18 protein-coding genes and 1 tRNA gene are annotated in these 18,930 nt (G+C 35.8%); 14 read left to right on the top strand and 5 right to left on the bottom strand.

Features of this window, described 5'->3' with window-relative positions:
* Positions 1-607: 607 nt before the first annotated feature.
* The gene (locus ABXT67_RS06540; RefSeq protein WP_415376948.1) at positions 608-1,171 is read right to left on the bottom strand and encodes a DUF3109 family protein; all 564 of its coding nucleotides are present in this window, start codon (positions 1,169-1,171) and stop codon (positions 608-610) included.
* Between the two features lie 293 nt (positions 1,172-1,464).
* On the opposite strand from ABXT67_RS06540, the gene ABXT67_RS06535 reads away from it, so the two are divergent.
* The 3 genes from ABXT67_RS06535 to ABXT67_RS06525 all read left to right on the top strand — a co-directional run bounded on the left by ABXT67_RS06535 (position 1,465) and on the right by ABXT67_RS06525 (position 3,187).
* Positions 1,465-2,046, top strand: a complete 582-nt coding sequence (locus ABXT67_RS06535) for a MarC family protein (protein WP_415376469.1) — start codon at positions 1,465-1,467, stop codon at positions 2,044-2,046.
* A gap of 133 nt (positions 2,047-2,179) precedes the next feature.
* A complete protein-coding gene (locus ABXT67_RS06530) occupies positions 2,180-2,374 on the top strand; it encodes a hypothetical protein (RefSeq protein WP_415376468.1) in 195 nt (64 codons plus the stop codon).
* Between the two features lie 93 nt (positions 2,375-2,467).
* Positions 2,468-3,187: a T9SS type A sorting domain-containing protein gene (locus ABXT67_RS06525; RefSeq protein WP_415376467.1), complete on the top strand. Its 720-nt coding sequence runs from the start codon at positions 2,468-2,470 to the stop codon at positions 3,185-3,187.
* 36 nt (positions 3,188-3,223) lie between these two features.
* Here the strand turns inward: ABXT67_RS06525 and ABXT67_RS06520 are convergent, their stop codons facing one another.
* Positions 3,224-4,831, bottom strand: a complete 1,608-nt coding sequence (locus ABXT67_RS06520) for a S41 family peptidase (protein WP_415376466.1) — start codon at positions 4,829-4,831, stop codon at positions 3,224-3,226.
* Between the two features lie 19 nt (positions 4,832-4,850).
* On the bottom strand, positions 4,851-5,279 hold the full coding sequence (locus tag ABXT67_RS06515; protein ID WP_415376465.1) for a deoxycytidylate deaminase: 429 nt from the start codon (positions 5,277-5,279) through the stop codon (positions 4,851-4,853).
* Between the two features lie 262 nt (positions 5,280-5,541).
* Here ABXT67_RS06515 and ABXT67_RS06510 point away from each other — a divergent pair, with 262 nt between their 5' ends.
* From ABXT67_RS06510 to ABXT67_RS06495, 4 genes are all read left to right on the top strand, one after another.
* The gene (locus ABXT67_RS06510) at positions 5,542-5,712 is read left to right on the top strand and encodes a hypothetical protein (RefSeq protein ID WP_415376464.1); all 171 of its coding nucleotides are present in this window, start codon (positions 5,542-5,544) and stop codon (positions 5,710-5,712) included.
* A 281-nt stretch (positions 5,713-5,993) separates the two neighbouring features.
* Positions 5,994-6,167: a hypothetical protein gene (locus tag ABXT67_RS06505; RefSeq protein WP_415376463.1), complete on the top strand. Its 174-nt coding sequence runs from the start codon at positions 5,994-5,996 to the stop codon at positions 6,165-6,167.
* 233 nt (positions 6,168-6,400) lie between these two features.
* Entirely contained in the window at positions 6,401-6,580 is a 180-nt protein-coding gene (locus ABXT67_RS06500) for a hypothetical protein (RefSeq protein ID WP_415376462.1), read from the top strand.
* A gap of 343 nt (positions 6,581-6,923) precedes the next feature.
* Entirely contained in the window at positions 6,924-8,411 is a 1,488-nt protein-coding gene (locus ABXT67_RS06495) for a deoxyribodipyrimidine photo-lyase/cryptochrome family protein (protein ID WP_415376461.1), read from the top strand.
* Between the two features lie 222 nt (positions 8,412-8,633).
* Here ABXT67_RS06495 and ABXT67_RS06490 read toward each other — a convergent pair.
* A tRNA-Leu gene (locus ABXT67_RS06490) sits at positions 8,634-8,715 on the bottom strand.
* Positions 8,716-8,921: 206 nt separating this feature from the next.
* Here ABXT67_RS06490 and ABXT67_RS06485 point away from each other — a divergent pair.
* From ABXT67_RS06485 to ABXT67_RS06455, 7 genes are all read left to right on the top strand, one after another.
* Positions 8,922-9,860: a ribose-phosphate pyrophosphokinase gene (locus ABXT67_RS06485; RefSeq protein ID WP_415376460.1), complete on the top strand. Its 939-nt coding sequence runs from the start codon at positions 8,922-8,924 to the stop codon at positions 9,858-9,860.
* A gap of 380 nt (positions 9,861-10,240) precedes the next feature.
* Positions 10,241-10,864, top strand: a complete 624-nt coding sequence (locus ABXT67_RS06480; RefSeq protein ID WP_415376459.1) for a 50S ribosomal protein L25/general stress protein Ctc — start codon at positions 10,241-10,243, stop codon at positions 10,862-10,864.
* 355 nt (positions 10,865-11,219) lie between these two features.
* Positions 11,220-11,786 carry an aminoacyl-tRNA hydrolase gene (gene pth / locus ABXT67_RS06475; RefSeq protein WP_415376946.1) on the top strand — a complete coding sequence of 189 codons (567 nt, stop codon included), beginning with the start codon at positions 11,220-11,222 and terminating at the stop codon, positions 11,784-11,786.
* Position 11,787: 1 nt separating this feature from the next.
* Entirely contained in the window at positions 11,788-12,720 is a 933-nt protein-coding gene (locus ABXT67_RS06470) for a bifunctional riboflavin kinase/FAD synthetase (RefSeq protein WP_415376458.1), read from the top strand.
* A complete protein-coding gene (locus ABXT67_RS06465) occupies positions 12,713-14,119 on the top strand; it encodes an HTTM domain-containing protein (RefSeq protein ID WP_415376457.1) in 1,407 nt (468 codons plus the stop codon). Before ABXT67_RS06470 ends, ABXT67_RS06465 begins: the two co-directional genes overlap by 8 nt.
* 228 nt (positions 14,120-14,347) lie before the next feature.
* Positions 14,348-15,619, top strand: a complete 1,272-nt coding sequence (serS, locus tag ABXT67_RS06460; RefSeq protein WP_415376456.1) for a serine--tRNA ligase — start codon at positions 14,348-14,350, stop codon at positions 15,617-15,619.
* Positions 15,620-15,699: 80 nt separating this feature from the next.
* Entirely contained in the window at positions 15,700-16,497 is a 798-nt protein-coding gene (locus ABXT67_RS06455) for a hypothetical protein (RefSeq protein WP_415376455.1), read from the top strand.
* A gap of 184 nt (positions 16,498-16,681) precedes the next feature.
* Here ABXT67_RS06455 and ABXT67_RS06450 read toward each other — a convergent pair whose 3' ends face one another.
* Positions 16,682-18,928: a patatin-like phospholipase family protein gene (locus ABXT67_RS06450; protein WP_415376454.1), complete on the bottom strand. Its 2,247-nt coding sequence runs from the start codon at positions 18,926-18,928 to the stop codon at positions 16,682-16,684.
* Positions 18,929-18,930: the final 2 nt, after the last annotated feature.

Raw genomic sequence — 18,930 nt, 5'->3', positions numbered from 1 at the left:
TGGTAAATATTCGATTTACGAGCTATTTTATTGATTCAGCAGCACAAGATACCGGCTCTTGTGAAGAACGATGAACCAGCAATAAAAATATGATACAATGCCCACAGGGAGGAATACTTGAGTTTTGGAAGGAAATATTTTTCACAAAAAGAGATATTGATAGATGTCTATCAACACGCTTTTGTCCTTTTAAGGAAAAACGCTATTGATGACAAACTATCAAATATAAACAGTAGTTTGACCACCTATCTTTTTCGGAATAGGGAAAAACCCCATCTACCAAGAGCCAGCCAGAGTTCTAGGTACGGTAAGCAGTCTTTAGAACGTGCTAGATGTATACCCAAAAGAAATCACAGATTCCTTTTACAAACCCCTAAAAAAAGGAAATCCATAATCTTTAGCAATCCAAAAAGCAAAACAAGGATATTTGAGCAATACCAAAAATGAAATCTTAAAACATTCCTATTATTAGGCTATATTTTTTTAAGCATTAATCATCAATCAATTATCCTTTCTGAAAATGATTTGATTGCATCTGGCATGTTTTAATTGGACTACCTGTAATTGCTGGATTGGTTTTAATAATAAGAACCCAACAACAAAAAAGTTAATATTTCTCTGCAACTTTTTCCAACTCTGCATACCAATTTTTACCAAATTTCCTGATAAGTGCTTCTTTTACAAATTTATATACGGGAACTTGCAACTCTTTTCCCAGGGTACAAGCATCATTACAAATAGGCCATTTATGATAATTTACTGCTGAAAACTCACTGTAATCTTGCACACGAACTGGATATAAATGGCAAGAAATGGGCTTTTGAAAAGGCACCTCTCCAGCGTTGTACGCATCCTCAATTCCGCAGCTTGCGATTCCATGGTCTGTAAAAGTCACATAGGCGCATTCATTTCCATTGACTAATGGCGTTTCGAGTTCGTTTAAATCTGAAACAACATGCGTGCCTTGCGCTTCGATAGCAGCAATCCCTTCTGGTCGTAAAAAGGGTTTTACTTTGGGATAAATTTCCTTTAAAATGTTGACTTCTTCCTTTGTAACCGGAGCACCTGCAGAACCTTCTACACAACAGGCACCTTTGCATGCGCCTAGATTACAGACAAATTCTTTTTCGATTAAATCTTCAGAAACGATGGTTTTTCCTAATTGAAACATGGAACAAAGATACACTTCGATACGATTTTGCAAATATTATTTCAATTTCATTCAATCTTTTAGTGAAAAATAACTCAGCAACCTTTGCAATTGATATTCTGTTAAACCTCAAGCAAAAATGAATTCGGACTTAAAACTTTAAAATCAAAAGGAACGCGGAGAAAAATGCAGCACATTGCGACGCCAAAAACTAAAAGAAAGCTCCCAATAAACTACTATGCTTTTAAACTGCTAAACATTTTAAAAAGATTACTTTTGCAAAAAAATTTAAAAACCCGTGTTGACGGTTATACATGAATTTCAATTTTAAAGAAATAGCCACAGCCACCATGGTACTTTTTGCCGTGATCGATATTGTTGGCAGCATCCCAATTATTATATCACTCAAAGAAAAGTCGGGGACTATAAAAAGTGGCCGTGCTTCTATTATAGCCGCGATCGTGCTTATTGTTTTCTTATTTATAGGAGAAAAAATTTTAAGTCTAATTGGTATTAATGTTTACGAATTTGCGGTTGCGGGTGCTTTTATTCTTTTTTTCATTGCCCTTGAAATGATTTTAGGAATTAAATTATTTAAACAAAATGAAGAAAATCTAGAAATGGCAACTGTTTTTCCCATTGCATTCCCGATTGTTGCTGGACCTGGGAGTTTAACTTCATTACTATCCTTAAGAGCCGAGTTTTCCTTAGAAAATATAATTGTTGCCATCATCATTAACGTGGTAGTTGTATTTATTGTTTTAAGAACCTCTGGGAAATTGCAACGCATTTTGGGCAAAAATGGAATCGCTATTATCGAAAAAATCTTTGGTGTAATTTTATTGGCCATTGCAGTAAAACTATTTACCTCAAATATTCAAGAGCTTTTTAACTAATATATCGATACTATTTTGTAAATTTTTTATTAAATTTAAGATGAAAATATGATGCAACACTCTAAATTTGTTTTATCAATGGATATTATCAATCGAATGTTGTTGATTTAATTAAATACTTAAAAAAACAGTTATGAAAATCCTTATTTATCTTTTAATGCTAGCTTCAGCAGTTCTTATGGTCTTTAATAGTACTCATATTGATGTTACTGCACCTTTTGAAGGAGAAAGTACCGTTGCTGCTATTTGTGTATTGGCATCGGCTTGCGTATTAGTTTTATTGGCTACCTTATTAGTTTCAAAGAAAATTTCAGAGAAAGCTAAATAAGTTCAAAACTTATTGTTGACTTTTTAAACGCCATTTCTATATCTGAATTTTGATAATAATTTTGTAATTTGCTGTCAATCAAATAATTTAGCTATGAAAAATCTTTGTACTATTCTTATAATATGTTCAACTTTTGTTAGTTTAGGGCAGCAAGATATTCTTCAACAGACTGATTGGCATATAGCATATATAGAACTTGACGGCGAGACCTATACTTCGCCAATTATCAACCAAACAGGAATTGTAGATCCTAATATTGTGTTTGAAGACACTAATGCATTTGCGGTATTGGATCCTGAGAGTGATAGCTTTTTTGCTGATATAACCTATAGTGGCACCAGTAACCAATTTACGTTTACAAATGCGGCTATCACGCTTCCTGGCTGTGAAGCTTTCTGTGAATTTGCAGATTTGTATTTTGACCTTTTAGTAGGAGATGGAACTACTGTCGTTTTTGATTACAACATTACTTTTGTGGATTTTCCTCCAAACTTTAGCCTTATCATTCTTACTATTACAGATGCACAAGGAAACATTGCAGTGTATAACGACGCTCCTATTTTAAGGGGAAGTGATTTTACTTTAGACACTATTTCAATACATCCAAATCCAACAAAAGATGTCTTTTTTATTGATACAGAAATTGAAACGCTAGAGGCTATTTTTGTGTATAATGCACTAGGAGAAAAGACAAGGCCCGTTGTTAACCTTGTTACTAAAGAAGTAGATCTTTCTTCCTATCCTTCAGGCATTTACTTTGTTAGTATAGAGGCTAACCAACAAACATTGGTTAAACGAATAATAAAAGAATGATCTAACGTTTCTTAGCTAATTCAAAAGACAAATACCTTAGTCCTCTATTGGCTTTAACCTTGTTCTTCCCTCTAATTCTAATATTTTCTTTAGCATTGGATCATCTTGATTAAGGATCATTTCGTAGGCTAAATTTCCGTAGAGCTGTTGTGCTAGATTTGCTTTGATCGCAGTTTTCAAAGCATCTCTGTAATCTTTAAAGAATGCGCGATCTGTATTGAGTCTCGCATATTCAGAAAATTGGGTTATTAAAGAATCGTCAATTACATATCCGTGCACAAATTGGGCTTCAGTAATATCTTTAAATTCTTCGCGATGCGTATCCAAATATTCAAATGCAAAGTAGCTCATAAAACCATTTCTTGAAACATACTCGATCGTTTCGTTTTGCATACTCGTATCCTTTGGAACAAAAATATCGGGGATAATTCCACCACCACCGTATACAATTTTCCCTTTGGGAGTGACAAATTGCAAAGAATCATCTACCGTTATACTATCGCGACTTTGCAGTTCTCCATTTTTGTAACGACGTTCGTACTCGTTATAATAATCCTCTAAATTGTCGCCGTAGGGTTTTTGGATAGACCGTCCTGTAGGTGTGTAATATCTTGCAATGGTTAGCCGTACAGCACTACCGTCACCCAAGGCCATTTCGCGTTGCACTAAGCCTTTCCCAAAAGAGCGCCTCCCCACGATCATTCCTTTATCATTATCTTGTAATGCACCTGCAACAATTTCGCTCGCTGAAGCAGAGTTTTCATTGATGAGCACATACAAGGTACCTTCTTCAAAACTTCCTTTGCTAGTAGCGAAAGACTCTTGAGAATCGCCATTCTTATTTTTTGTAATAAGCATTAATGTATCGTCTTCTAAAAACTCATCGACGATTGCTTCTGCGGGGTTTATATACCCTCCTGGATTGTCTCTAAGATCAAGTACTAGTTTTGTTATTCCTTGGTTCTGTAATTTTGTGAGTTCTTTTTTAAATTCTTTGTAAGTCGTTTCAGAAAATCGATTGAGTTTTATGTATCCTAAATTGTCGTCTAATGCATACGCTGCATTAACACTTACTAGCGGTATTTCTTTTCTTTTTACTTTAACATCTTTAATCTCGCCTGTACCGCGCTTTTTAATAGTTAGCACTACCGTACTATTTTTACCTCCCTTTAAGTAATTTGAAATAGAATCGCGATCCAATAAATTACCAGAAAGCACATTCCCGTCTGCCGCTATAATTCGATCACCAGATTGTATTCCTGAACGCTCCGCAGGGCTTCCTTCAATAGTCCTTATCACCGCTATACTATCTTGATGTACATAAAAACTAATCCCAATCCCAGTGAAATTACCTCGCATATCATCTGCATTGGTTTCATATTCATCAACAGGAATATACACTGAGTGAGGATCTAGATTTTCTAGAATCCCATTAACAGTAACATCAACAATACTATCTGTATTTACGCTATCTACATATTCATAGTCTATAAAATCTATGAGGCGGTTAAGCTTGTCTTTTTTAGAATTTGTAGCAAAGAGTTGATCCGTGGCATCCTGGAAGTTTAGTTTTGACCCTAAAAAAACCCCCGCTGCTACAGCAACACCAATAATTAAAGGAATGTATTTTTTATCAAAACTCATAAGCTAATTTAATGTGTTTTTAAGAATCTATATCATTAATCTGTATGATGCTAACGCCAGCTTTATCTAAAAACCGTATTCCGCTATCGTCTTTATATCCGTGCAGATAGACCAATCTTTTTATACCAGATTGATGTATGAGCTTACTGCAATCCTTGCAGGGCGACATGGTTATGTAGAGAGTTGCTCCTTTGCAGGACTGCGTACTTGCCGCTACTTTTAAAATAGCATTTGCCTCTGCGTGGAGGACATACCATTTAGTGTCTCCTTCAGTATCCTCACAAATGTTTTCAAAACCAGAGGGTGTACCATTATAGCCATCGCTTATAATCATTTTATCTTTTACGATAAGCGCCCCCACTTGCCTGCGATCACAATACGAAAGTTTACTCCATTCGCGAGCCATTCGTAAATAGGCAATATCATACGCTTTTTGCTTGGTACTCATAGGATATATTGTAAGACGGTAAAGTTAACAGATAGTTACAGGATTTCAAATAATATGGCAGGTCAATTTCTTGGTTTTTTTCCCACAGTCACTCTATTAAAATTTATGTGCCTTTAAATGAACAAAATCATGCCTTATGAAAAAAACATTACTCGTTTTAATGGTATGCTTAGGCATTCAGGCGATTGGGTACAATCCCTATATTTTTGGGAACTAGTATTTTAGTAGCTCCCCATTAGAATTAGAGGCACCAATCCCTTTAATGTTTGGAGATGCACCCCAAAATCTATATATTTTTATTCATCCAGATTATACATTTGAAGGTCTTGCGGCTTACAATACTTTTTCAGGTCGTTTTAATTTTAATGGTGAGGTTGAAATGTGCATTGTTAAAGACTTTGTTCGAACCACGAATGCATGTAGCTCGGGATAAACTTCACTGGACTTGCTTCGACTGCGCTTCAATTACTTAAAAATTTCATCCATTTTTTAGCACTAATTTATTCTCTTGGATTTTTTTAAGGACTGACTTTTGTGATCATTTTTAGGCAATAATAGACATCCCTCTAAATATCATTATAAATCAAATAACAATGAAAAAAAGTCCTTATTTCGAATATAATCACCAAAGACGTTGCAACACTTAACGCAACTGACACACGAGGCAATGCTTAAAAAATTTAAACATCATAAAATAAGACATATCCCCATTCATTGTTAAAGCACGAAGAAGAAGAAGAAGAAGAAGAAGAGTCCATTAAAACAGTAATTATTTTAACTTGGGGAGGATTACAAGGGGGTATTTCTATAGCCCTTGCATTAAGATTAAGTAAAGAACTTTTAGGAGAGATAATACGCTATACAACCTATGTCATTGTATTATTTTGAATTATTGTTCAAGGTTTCCATATTGGGAAAGTTGTAAAAAAGCGGCACCTCTAAATCAGGTTTACTTAATACTTTGCTATTATGAATAATAAATCAAAAGATAAGACAGAAGACAACTATTTAATGGAAGATTAAAACACCTAAAAAAAACTTGCAAAAGTGCACCAAGGTCTGAAGGAGGTTTAGAAACACTATTTAGATTATTGTCTAAAAACCAGTATCCCTTAAATACAATGATAAATATTTTAATATCGATAAACGCTTTAATCTTATCACTTGCACTCGGAACGGTAACGAGCCAATTGAGTATAGAACCACACCTCAACTATCCCGATATAATGATTTTAATTACCAATCTAGTGAATGAAGGAGATGCAACTTACAAAACCATTGCCAAAGACATATCCTATTGAGGAAAAACAATGACCACAAATTTAAATTGCTCCGTATCATTCAACACCTTTCTGCTTGGAATAATGCTCTCTTTACTTGCCTTTATTACCTGTCACGCATTGTTTGGAGGGCTTATATCAGTTTTCAATAATTATACTAATCTTCTCTTGTAACTTAATCTTAAATTAAGACCATATCACTATGTGTATTGTTTTCTGTATTTAGATTTGACAGAGGAATGTGAAATAATCAAACATTCTTTATCTTTATAAAATAAAAAAAAGTAGTTGTTCCTCAAAAAAATCAAATTATTTACTGCCAATAGCCTCACAATATCTTTGATAAAACAGAAGGTTATTTGTAGTGAAATATGAAAAGAATAATGCACACCCATTGAAAAAACACCCTGCAAATATTGTTTGGTTAAAGCGTGATATTCGTTCACAAGACCACGAACCACTGTTTAATGCGGAGCAATCTACTATTCCATATTATATAATTTATTTATTTGAGCCTTCACTCACGCAATACCCAGACACGAGTCCAAGGCACTTAAAGTTTGTGTACCACTCTATTAAAGCATTAAACAAAACACTAATTCCTTTTAGTAGAAGTGTCAACTTATTTTATGGAGAAGCTATTGAAATATTTGAATACTTAAAAGCATCCTTTGATATTCAAAACATTTTCAGCTATCGAGAAAGCGGGACTCAAATATCATGGCATCGAGATAAAAAAGTGACTTCGTTTTGTAAGGAACACGCTATTATTTGGAAAGAATCGCAACGTGACGGTATTTTACGAGGCATTAAAAACAGAGACGATTGGAGCAAAAAATGGCATGTAAAAATGCACCTACCAGTGGTTCAAAACAGGTATTCAATTTCCGAAGAAGAAACGATTAAACATCATTTTTTACTCCCTGAAAAACTAGAAAAACAATTAAAAGAGTATCCCAAACAATATCAACCAGCTGGGGAAGTTAATGCTTGGAGATATCTAAAATCGTTTGCGAATCAAAGAGGATTTAACTATCAAAATCACATTTCAAAACCTACCGAAAGTAGAACAGGATGCAGTAGATTATCGCCCTACTTAGCTTGGGGAAATTTGAGTGTTAAACAAGCCTTTCAATTTATAGGAACACACCCTAACGGAACAAAAAACAGCAAGGCTTTTTCTGCAATGCTCACGAGATTGCATTGGCATTGTCATTTCATTCAAAAATTTGAAGTGGAGTGCAGTTATGAAACCCATTGTATTAATAATGGATACGAGTTATTACCGCATACTAAAAACGAAGCCTTTATTAGGGCCTGGAATACAGGAACAACGGGCTATCCATTAATTGATGCTTGTATGCGTGCCGTGGAGCAAACTGGGTGGATTAATTTTAGAATGCGAGCTATGGTGGTTTCTTTTTTAACACTTAATCTAGACCAAGATTGGCGAGACGGAACCTACCATTTAGCAAGACAGTTTCTAGATTATGAACCCGGCATTCATTATCCGCAGTTTCAAATGCAGGCAGGCACAACTGGCATTAACACCGTGCGTTTGTACAATCCTGTAAAAAACTCACAGGAACACGACCCTAAAGGAATATTCATAAAAAAATGGATCCCGGAACTCACTAACGTACCCATCGCCCACATTCATGAACCTTGGAAAATGACTCCAATGGAACAAACTTTTTGTAGTGTTGTAATAGGAGAGCAATATCCTCTTCCCATTGTAGACTTGCAAGAAAGTGCGCGAATCGCTAGAGATAAAATTTGGGGACATAAAAAGCACCCTGCAGTACAAAAAGAAATGAAACGCTTATTGCAAACGCACGTAAATTCCAGATGAAGGAACCACCTCGATGCAAGAATTACAAGGTGCCAAATTCCAAAAAAATATTCATTCTAAGAGGCCCTAGTGATATGAAGATTCTCTTCGAAAATAGATAGCTTAAAAATACCTCTTAAACAACTGCCTACTATTTTTCCTTAACTCTAAACTAATATTCTTGATTATTAGTTTATTAGGCACAAAAAAAAATAAGCCTTAGCGAATCGCTAAGGCTTATAGTACTCGAGGCGGGAATCGAACCCGCACGACCGAAGTCACTGGATTTTGAATCCAGCGCGTCTACCAATTCCGCCACTCGAGCATTTTTGTCTATTTGACAATGGTAGTGCCGTTATTTAAAACAGACTGTAAAAATAACCAATTATTTAAAATTACAGCAGCAAACAAGAAAACATTCAGCAGCAAACTCCAAACGCTCAACTTAAATTTTGTTAGTAAATCAAAACAACTTTCTTTTTAAGCATTTCTAGATTCACTTACATTTGCGGCAAGACAAAACCAACAGCCATGCCACTAGAACCAACACCTAAAATTTTTGCTTGTAAACAATCACAATCGTTAGCTAAAGATATCGCAGAAAGGTATGGTATTCCGTTAGGAAATATTATCACCTCTACTTATAGTGATGGCGAGTTTCAGCCTTCCTTTGAGGAGTCTGTTAGAGGATGCCGAGTGTTTTTAATTGGCTCTACACATCCTAGCAGTGATAATTTAATGGAGTTGCTCTTGATGTGCGACGCTGCAAAACGTGCTAGTGCAAGACACATTACTGCAGTAATACCCTATTTTGGCTGGGCAAGACAGGATCGCAAAGACAAACCACGGGTCCCTATTGCAGCAAAGTTGGTTGCAAAAATGCTAGAAACAGCAGGAGCAACGCGTATCATTACAATGGATTTGCATGCTGACCAAATCCAAGGGTTCTTTGAAAAACCAGTAGATCACTTATATGCTTCTACTATTTTCTTGCCCTATCTAAAACAATTAAACCTATCTAACTTAACAATCGCGTCACCAGACATGGGAGGTTCTAAAAGAGCCTATGCCTATTCTAAAGCAATGGAAAGCGATGTCGTTATCTGTTACAAACAACGCGAAAAAGCAAACATCATTAGCCACATGGAACTCATTGGCGATGTTCAAGGCAAAAACGTAGTGCTCGTTGATGATATGGTCGATACCGCTGGAACGTTAACAAAAGCCGCAGATTTAATGATGGAGCGTGGTGCGCTTTCAGTAAGAGCAATTTGCACGCATCCTATCTTATCTGGAAAAGCTTACGAGCGTCTGGAAGCGTCTAAATTAGAAGAGCTTATCGTAACAGATTCTATCCCGCTAAGACAAAACAGCCCAAAATTAAGAGTATTAACCTGCGCTACACTTTTTGCAGATGTAATGAAAAGCGTTCATGGCAATCAAAGTATTAGTTCTAAATTTTTGATGTAGCTTCAGTAATTTTTTAAAAAATGTCATTGTTAGGGAAAATACCGATGTGCTTCACCTTGAATATCGCTCAGATACTTCAGGTTGGTGGTTTTATCGATACTATCAATATTTTAAACAAATTTTCCATCTAAGCGCCTTCTCCTAGCGACTGAAGATTTAAAATGAAACCAATAACCTAAAATACCAGACGGAAGGGAAGCTGAATTTTAGTTAAAAGTTAAAATGAGACAGAAAGTTTACAACCCAAAATTGGGAAGGGATCTTACCAAGCTTTCACAATCAAACAAATCCCTGCATAATTTTAGCTAAATAAATATAATACAGTATCTTTGCAGCCCTTTAAAAGGGAAAACAAATAGTTTATAAATTAAAATTTCAAAATGAAATCAATTACAATCGACGGATCAAAAAGAGAAAGCGTGGGCAAAAAAGCAACTGCTGCCTTACGTAATGCTGGTATGGTTCCTTGCGTAGTATACGGAGGAGACGAGGCAATACACTTTCAAGCACCAGAACTCGCTTTCAACAAACTCGTATACACGCCAGATGTGCATACGGTTGTAGTTTCGCTTGCAGACGGAACAAAATTAAATGCAATTTTACAGGACATTCAATTTCACCCTGTAACTGACAGAATTTTACACATTGACTTCTATCAAATTTATGATGACAAAGAAGTAATGATGGAGATCCCAGTTCAGGTTATAGGTAGCTCACGTGGAGTTCGTAACGGTGGGACTTTACGTATCGTATCTCGTAAGTTAAGAGTAAAAGCTATTCCAACTAACTTACCAGATTTTATCGAGGCAGATATTACTGAAATGAAAATTGGTGATAAAATGTATGTTACTGAAGTACAAGATGACAAGTTTACCATCTTACACACAGATAATACTGTAATTTGCCAAATAAGAACATCTCGTACTGCGGTTGCAGATGAGGAAGAAGAAGGTGAAGAAGGTGCTGCTGCAGAAGGCGCAACTGAAGAAGCTGCTGCAGAATAATCACTCCGCGTTAATTATATACAAAGCATTCCGGTAAATCGGGATGCTTTTTTTATTTTTACTAAATAATAAAATACTTCCGGGCCATCCCGTAAAGTTTTAAAATTACAAAAAAAGAAAATTACAAATTCCGATTATAAAAAACACGATGCGAGCCTAATATGATCATACTTCTGATAAGTAGGTTGAGTCTAAAATAAAACAATAGCAAATGCTTTCTTTTCTTCGGAAACTTTTAGGGACTAAAGAGCCTACCTTTGTAGGTCGTACTTCAACCTTAGGGACTGGTAGCGCTTCTAAAGATGAAAGAAAAGAGGAAATAACAAAGAACGCCCTGTCTCCGCAGGAAGTAGATATGAAGAAATTTTTAATCGCAGGATTGGGAAATATAGGTCCAAAGTATGAAAATACGAGACATAACATAGGATTTAAAGTCCTTGACCATCTCGCCGTTACTGAGGATTTGACTTGGGAAACCGTGCGATTAGGTGATACAACAACCTATAAAAAGAAAGGCAGAACGTTTATACTACTAAAGCCAAGTACCTATATGAACTTGAGCGGTAAAGCCGTAAAATATTGGTTGGAAAAAGAGAAAATCCCAATTGAAAATTTATTGGTAATAACAGACGATCTTAATTTGGCTTTTGGGACCTTTCGCATTAAAACAAAAGGAAGTGACGGAGGCCATAATGGCTTAAAAGACATTCAAAATACGCTGCAAACTACAAAATATCCACGATTTAGATTTGGGATTAGCGATGCCTTTTCAAAAGGAAGACAAATAGATTATGTGCTCGGTGAATGGGGTGCAGAGGAAGAAGCCAAGTTAAAAGAGCGATTTGAAAAAAGTAAAGACATTATTACTTCTTTTGGGCTGGCCGGAATTTCAAACACAATGAATACTTTTAACGGAAAATAACATGGAGGAATACCTCAATTCATCAAATTATATAAACGAATCTGGTAGTATCATTACCATAGGAACTTTTGACGGTGTTCACCTAGGACATCAAGCCATTATAAAACGTTTGGTTAGTTCCGCAAATTCGGAAGGGTTGCGCTCCGTATTACTAACGTTCTTTCCGCACCCAAGAATGGTGTTGCAAGAAAATAGCGACATAAAACTACTAAATACCCTCAAAGAAAAAAAGGAACTTCTAGACGATTTACAATTAGACGATTTTATAGTAGAGCCCTTTACGAAAGAATTCTCAAGACTCTCTGCAGAAGCTTATGTAAGAGATTTACTCGTTGGAAAATTAAAAGCAAAAAAGATCATTATTGGATATGATCACCGTTTTGGACGCAATCGCAATGCAGATATTACCAACCTAAAACAATACGGGAAAAAACTTGGATTTGAGGTCGAAGAAATTTCAGCACAACAATTGGATGACGTTGCTATTAGTTCTACCAAAATTCGAAATGCACTGCTCTCTGGAGATATAACTACAGCAAACACCTATTTAGGGTACCCTTTTATGCTCACCGGGGAGATAATTTCAGGGAGAGCCCTGGGAAGAACGATCAATTACCCCACGGCCAACTTAAAATTAGACGAAAACTACAAACTCATCCCTATGAACGGGGTGTATATTGTAAAAGCAATGATCAACGGAATGTTAGAGTATGGCATCACAAACATTGGTTTAAATCCAACAGTAGGTGGCACTGAAACTTCGGTAGAAACTTTTTTCCTTGATTTTGATGAAGATTTATATAACAAAATGCTTACCATTCAATTCTTGACACACATTAGGGATGAAATTAGATTTAAAAGCTTGGAGGAGCTAAAACAAGCTATAAAATCTGACGAAGTATTTGCAAGAAATTATATCAAGCAACATGAATAAATTTTTATTCAAACATATCGATAATACTGGGCTCGTTCTTTTTAGAGTCGCTTTTGGTTTTTTGATTGCTATGGAAGGATTTGGCGCTATTGCGACCGGATGGTTAAAGCGCACTATGATTGAACCAGAGTTTACTTTCAATTTTATTGGCTTTGATTTTTTACAACCCTTACCAGGCAATTGGATGTATGTCTATTTTGTAGTAATGGGGATTTTTGGCGTTGGCGTTATGCTTGGTTATAAATATCGGTTTAGTATGTTTTGCTACGCACTCATGTGGACCTGCGTGTATTTGATGCAGAAGACATCCTATAACAATCATTATTATTTAATGATGCTGTTGTGTTGGATTATGGCTTTTTTACCTGCCAACAGATGGTTTTCATTGGATGCGAAAATCAATCCTGCAATGAAATCACCCTCCATGCCTCGCTGGGTTTTAATACTAATAATACTTCAAATATGGATTGTATATACCTACGCTGCCGTAGCAAAAATATACCCAGATTGGCTGGACGGTACAACTACGTCTCTCTTTATGGCAGGCAAAAAGAACTATTGGCTCATCGGCGGGATCCTTCAACAAGAGTGGATACATTACTGCATCGCGTATGTAGGGATTTTATTCGATTTGCTGATTATCCCATTATTTCTTTGGAAACGAACACGGGTAGTTGCATTTTGGGTTTCGGTGTTTTTTCACTTGTTTAATTCGGTAGTATTTCAAATTGGGATCTTCCCATATATGTCTATTGCATTTTCTTTTTTCTTCTTTTCTTCAGAAACATTACAAAGTAAATTCCTTAAGAAAAAACCATTGTACAAAGAAGGAAAAATTGTTGTTCCTAAATACAAACCAGTGCTCATAGGAATATTTTCGGTATACTTTATCATTCAAATTGCACTTCCATTGCGCCATTGGGGATTTAAAGATGATGTCCTCTGGACCGAAGAAGGCCATCGTTTAAGCTGGCGCATGATGTTACGCACTAAAAGCGGACTCATGAGTATTGAGACTGTAGATAAAGAAACGAAACTGCGAAAAAAATACAATTACGAAGCGCTGGTCTCTAAAAAACAAAGCCGTTCCGCCCTTACAAAACCAGATGTTATCTGGCAGTTAGCGCAACGAATAAAGCAAGTCGAAGCAGAAAAAGGAGTTGATGTTGAAGTGTATGTTAAGTGCAGAGTCAGGGTAAATGGCGGGGAATACAACACACTCATTGACCCCACAATAGATTTAGCTGCAGAAGAATGGAATCATTTTAAACACCACGATTGGATTTTACCTTCGCCCAAGGATTATCATTCAAAATCTGAGCGTGAAGAAAGAATTCATGAATTATTAGACCCTAAGTCCATTTTAAAAAAAGCCAAAGATAGCGCTGGAGAAAATTAATTCTGTATATTTCAATTTCGATTATATAACGATATGCTCAATAGAAAATCAAAAAAGGACAGAAACCGTGAAAGTCAATCAGTCATCATTATCATCGTTTTTGTGATTGTGATTTTGGCCTTTTTGAGGAATAGGATTGGATAAACTTCAAATTGAAATAAAAGCCTCTAACTTTTTGCATTCCTTTTCTGTCTATGTAACTTTGCGCCTTGCAAAAAGCAATCAACTATGCTACAAGTACAAGACATTCGCAATAATCAAGACCACTATTTAAAAGCATTGGCAAAGAGAGGAATTGATGCGAAACAAACGTTTAAGGACGTTTTAGAAGCAGATGAAAACCGGCGTGCTACGCAGGCAAAATTAGACGATACTTTAGCAGAGTCCAATATACTTTCAAAAGAAATAGGAAACCTCTTCAAAAGTGGAAAGGCCTCAGAAGCAACTGCACTCAAAGGGAAAACCGCAGGATTAAAAGAAGCTTCAAAAGTGTTTGGCGACACGCTAAATGAAACTGTTGAAAAATTAAAGCAACTGTTGTATACCATTCCAAATATCCCTCATGCATTAGTCCCGGCGGGAACTAATGAAGATGACAACGAAGAAACATTTCGTGAAGGCGACATCCCTGTTCTTGATGACGGTGCAATGCCGCATTGGGAATTAGCAAAGAAATACGACATCATCGATTTTGAATTGGGTGTTAAAATAACAGGCGCTGGATTCCCCGTTTATAAAGGAAAAGGTGCGCGCTTACAACGTGCATTAATCTCTTATTTTTTAGATAAAAATACCACTGCAGGATATACGGAGTATCAAGTACCACATTTAGTAAATGAAGCATCTGGTTTTGGCACTGGACAATTGCCAGATAAAGAAGGACAAATGTACCACGTTGGAGTAGATGATTTATATTTAATCCCAACAGCAGAAGTTCCTGTAACAAATATGTTTAGAGGCGATTTGCTTCAAGAAAGTGACCTGCCAGTATTGTGCACAGGATACACTCCCTGCTTTAGAAGAGAAGCTGGAAGCTACGGAGCACACGTGAGGGGGCTCAACAGATTACACCAATTTGACAAAGTTGAAATCGTTCGCATAGAACATCCAGATAATAGCCACAAAGCTTTAGACGGGATGGTAGCCCATATAACAGATATCTTGAGAGAACTCGAATTACCGTTTAGAATTTTAAGATTGTGTGGAGGCGATTTAGGTTTTACAGCGACACTAACCTATGATTTTGAAGTGTTTTCTACCGCACAGGACAGATGGTTGGAAATATCTTCGGTTTCTAATTTTGAGACGTTTCAGGCCAACAGATTAAAATTGCGTTTTAAAGATGAAGACGGAAAAAACAAACTAGTGCACACCCTCAACGGAAGCTCACTTGCATTACCACGAGTACTTGCCGGAATTTTAGAAAACTACCAAACTCCTGAGGGCATTAAAATACCCAAAGTACTAGTGCCTTATTGCGGGTTTGATATGATTGATTAAATATCAAAAGAGCCTTATTAATATTGGGAGGTTTGTTTCTTTGAAATAAATCTCCCGACTTGCGTTATATACTAAATGCAATGTTGAAAACTATAGCTAAACTCATTATTTTTATCCTGTTAACGGTGATTACGCAAATTGGCGGAGTGCTATATTTAGTATCCAGTGTACTTATTGGTTCTAGTGCCAAATGGAAATTTATTAAAAGAACGGCTGTTTTTATTGGCTTGTATTTAATTACTACCTTCTATATTGTACCCGTCATTGCTCCCTATTGGGGCAGAGAAAAAATAGTTGAAACCGAATTTCTGGAAGCTCATTCTTGGTGCTATACACTTGCCAATAGAAGCTATGTAAAACCACAATTAAACCGTTCTTTAAAAGAAGTTTCTGAAGCATTTGGAACTAAAAACCCAGGTATAAAATTGGTCTACCTGGACGCGAATTTTCCATTTATTGATGGTTTTCCATTACTTCCGCATTTGAGTCACAACGATGGTAAAAAAATAGACATTGCACTTATCTACAAAGATGGACAAAGCGAACTTACAAATAAGAAACCTTCAAGAAGTGGATACGGAGTATATGAAAATCCAAAGAATGGAGAATTTAATCAAACGGTTGTTTGCAAAAAACAAGAATACTGGCAGTATGATTTCCCTAAATATCTTAGCATGGGAACTACCAATGACGATATTTCGTTTTCAGAAGAAGGAACAAAACAACTTATAGGAATAATTCTGAAACAAAAAAAAGTTGAAAGGCTATTTATAGAACCTCATTTAAAATCTAGATTAATACTCAAAAGCGACAAACTTAAATTTCACGGTTGCAAAGCAGTGCGACACGATGATCATATTCATTTTGAGACAAAGTAATCCCTAATCACATATTTGAAAGTTTTAAGTAAAAGGATCATAGTAACATTCTTTTTAAATGAACGAACCACATAGGAAGACGCAGTGTACAAAAATGGATTTCATTAGTATCGTTATAATTACTTTGTGACCTTTGTGTAAAACTTAGTAAGCTCCGTGGTGGTGATTAGAAGGTGCAAAGTCATTAAAACCTAAACCCAACCCTAAAATACCACTCGCTATTTCCACTCTCTGGAGAATAGGCATATTTTACTTCTAAGGGGCCTAGAAAAGTTTCTAAGCCATAACCAGCACCGTATCCACTATAGTCTATGCGGTCTATCCATTTACCGCTTTCAAAAAAATCATCACCCACTTTGGCAATGTTTCCAAAAATATTAATGTGATTCTTTCTGAAAATTTCATAATCAATAGTTAGGCTTGATTTTAAATAGGTGTTTCCACGCAAGCTTAATGGTTCATATCCATAAAATGGTACAATATTATTAATTTCATTAAAACCATAACCTCCTATAAAGAAATCCAAGGATTCTGTTAACGTACTTCCTAAGCTAAAACCACCTTCGGTCGTTAGAACGCTAGATAGTTTATCTGTCCATTTTTCGGCATAGCCTGCTTTCGCTTTTGCAATTGAAAAAGGTTCAAAGTCTTTATTGCGCCCTTCGGCAAATAAATACAAATGAAAATTGCCTTCAAATAAAAAGCCTTCCTTTGGGAAAAAGACATTGTCGTAGGTGTCGAATTTAAGATAACCAAAAGCACTAAAGTAATTTGTGCTTTCAAAAACAGTTCTTGGGGAATTATTTTCATCAATCCCAATAGTTTCACTTAAATAACGAAGGTATTTATGTTCAATGCCACCACCCAAAAGGAAAATACGCTTAAAAAGTGTTTCGGCATATAACTGATTGGTAAAATCGCTGTACTGAAGTTCAATTTCATTAAGCTGCGCCCCTTCGGTAGAAACAACATCGTTTTCAATAAAATCTATGGCTACATTACTATCAAAGAAGCTGTAACTAGAATTAAACCCTACACTCCAATAATACCCTTTGTCTATATAATAATTAAAGTTGTATCTAATATTATCTCCAACAACAACATCTAAAGAAGCAATGTCATTATTGGTAAAAAGTCGTTTGCGGGTAATGTTTAATAAGGCTCCTGTTCTATATAATTGATCGTAATGAAGCCCTAACCTCAAAAGCATATTTGCTTCGCTTTCCCGTAAATTTAAGGTAACTGTATATTGGTTATTTTGATCTCTTGAAAAACGATAGTCAATATTCTGAAAATTTCCAGTTGCACTTAAATTATTTACTCCATCGCTAAATGCTTCATACGTTAAAAGGGCGGGTGTTTTTATTTTTAGCTTCCCTAAAACATACGATCGGGTGTAGTGGTCTAAGCCATTAATCAAGACCTCTTTAATATAAAATTCTTCTCTGTTTTCAAATTTAATTTCCTTTTGCGCGATTGCCTTCTGCCTTTTTCCAATTTCTTGTAGTTGCTCAAATTGTAAGGTAGCCGCCTCTTGGCCTTCTGCTATAATTTTTCTTCCTTCATCAAAAGAAACAACGGTAAAGTCTTGAATGTTCGGTTTTATATAAATATCAGTTTTAGCGCGCTTTCCATCCATTTGTTTTAGCGCACTGTAATTATTTATTTGCACTAATACATCAATGGCAGATTTAAGATTTTTTTGTTTTTTTAAATCATCTTGAACATCTACTCCAATAATAATGTCTACATTTTTTGCGAGTAATTCTTCTACAGGATAATTGTTTACCACCCCACCATCTATTAATAATTGATCACCTATTGGCACTGGGCTAAATAAAGATGGCAAGGCGCCACTTGCAGATACTGCGAGGGGAAGATATCCTTTTTCTAATAGTACTTGTTCCCCATTTTCAGCATTTGTAGCGACACAAAAAAAAGGAATGGGTAATTTACTAAAGTCATTTACACCATTGACATGTGCTGTTAATTTCGAAAAAAGATTGTACACATTTTGCCCTTTTGAAAGACTCGTAGGAAACGCAATTTGGAATTTATCAAAAGGTAGCGTAAGCGCATATTTCACAGATTCATCCTTTTCATAAAATGATTTTGCTTTCCTAGGAACCTCATCTTGAATAATTTTTGAAAAATCTACATTCGTGAAAATCGAATCTAATTGTGTGGCAGTATAGCCTGATGCATACAAACCACCAACCAAAGCACCCATACTAGTACCAGCAATATAATCTATGCGTATCCCTGCTTCTTCAATGGCTTTTAAAACACCAATATGTGCTAATCCTTTGGCCCCACCCCCGCTTAATACCAAACCAACTTTTAAATCTTGACCAGACTCTTTCTTTTGCGCTAAAACCGAAGTGGTACAGAACATTAAAAGAATAGTAGAAAAAATAAACGCTTTTAACATAA

The sequence above is a fragment of the Patiriisocius sp. Uisw_017 genome, assembly GCF_047731265.1.
Taxonomy (GTDB): Bacteria; Bacteroidota; Bacteroidia; order Flavobacteriales; family Flavobacteriaceae; genus Patiriisocius.
This window is presented reverse-complemented; position numbering and strand designations above follow the sequence as displayed.

Coding starts and splice junctions, on each gene's coding strand:
- ABXT67_RS06540 (WP_415376948.1), bottom strand. CDS start 1,171: ATGTTTCAATTAGGAAAAACCATCGTTTCTGAAGATTTAATCGAAAAA.
- ABXT67_RS06535 (WP_415376469.1), top strand. CDS start 1,465: ATGAATTTCAATTTTAAAGAAATAGCCACAGCCACCATGGTACTTTTT.
- ABXT67_RS06530 (WP_415376468.1), top strand. CDS start 2,180: ATGAAAATCCTTATTTATCTTTTAATGCTAGCTTCAGCAGTTCTTATG.
- ABXT67_RS06525 (WP_415376467.1), top strand. CDS start 2,468: ATGAAAAATCTTTGTACTATTCTTATAATATGTTCAACTTTTGTTAGT.
- ABXT67_RS06520 (WP_415376466.1), bottom strand. CDS start 4,831: ATGAGTTTTGATAAAAAATACATTCCTTTAATTATTGGTGTTGCTGTA.
- ABXT67_RS06515 (WP_415376465.1), bottom strand. CDS start 5,279: ATGAGTACCAAGCAAAAAGCGTATGATATTGCCTATTTACGAATGGCT.
- ABXT67_RS06510 (WP_415376464.1), top strand. CDS start 5,542: ATGTTTGGAGATGCACCCCAAAATCTATATATTTTTATTCATCCAGAT.
- ABXT67_RS06500 (WP_415376462.1), top strand. CDS start 6,401: ATGATAAATATTTTAATATCGATAAACGCTTTAATCTTATCACTTGCA.
- ABXT67_RS06485 (WP_415376460.1), top strand. CDS start 8,922: ATGCCACTAGAACCAACACCTAAAATTTTTGCTTGTAAACAATCACAA.
- ABXT67_RS06480 (WP_415376459.1), top strand. CDS start 10,241: ATGAAATCAATTACAATCGACGGATCAAAAAGAGAAAGCGTGGGCAAA.
- pth (WP_415376946.1), top strand. CDS start 11,220: ATGAAGAAATTTTTAATCGCAGGATTGGGAAATATAGGTCCAAAGTAT.
- ABXT67_RS06470 (WP_415376458.1), top strand. CDS start 11,788: ATGGAGGAATACCTCAATTCATCAAATTATATAAACGAATCTGGTAGT.
- ABXT67_RS06465 (WP_415376457.1), top strand. CDS start 12,713: ATGAATAAATTTTTATTCAAACATATCGATAATACTGGGCTCGTTCTT.
- serS (WP_415376456.1), top strand. CDS start 14,348: ATGCTACAAGTACAAGACATTCGCAATAATCAAGACCACTATTTAAAA.
- ABXT67_RS06455 (WP_415376455.1), top strand. CDS start 15,700: ATGTTGAAAACTATAGCTAAACTCATTATTTTTATCCTGTTAACGGTG.
- ABXT67_RS06450 (WP_415376454.1), bottom strand. CDS start 18,928: ATGTTAAAAGCGTTTATTTTTTCTACTATTCTTTTAATGTTCTGTACC.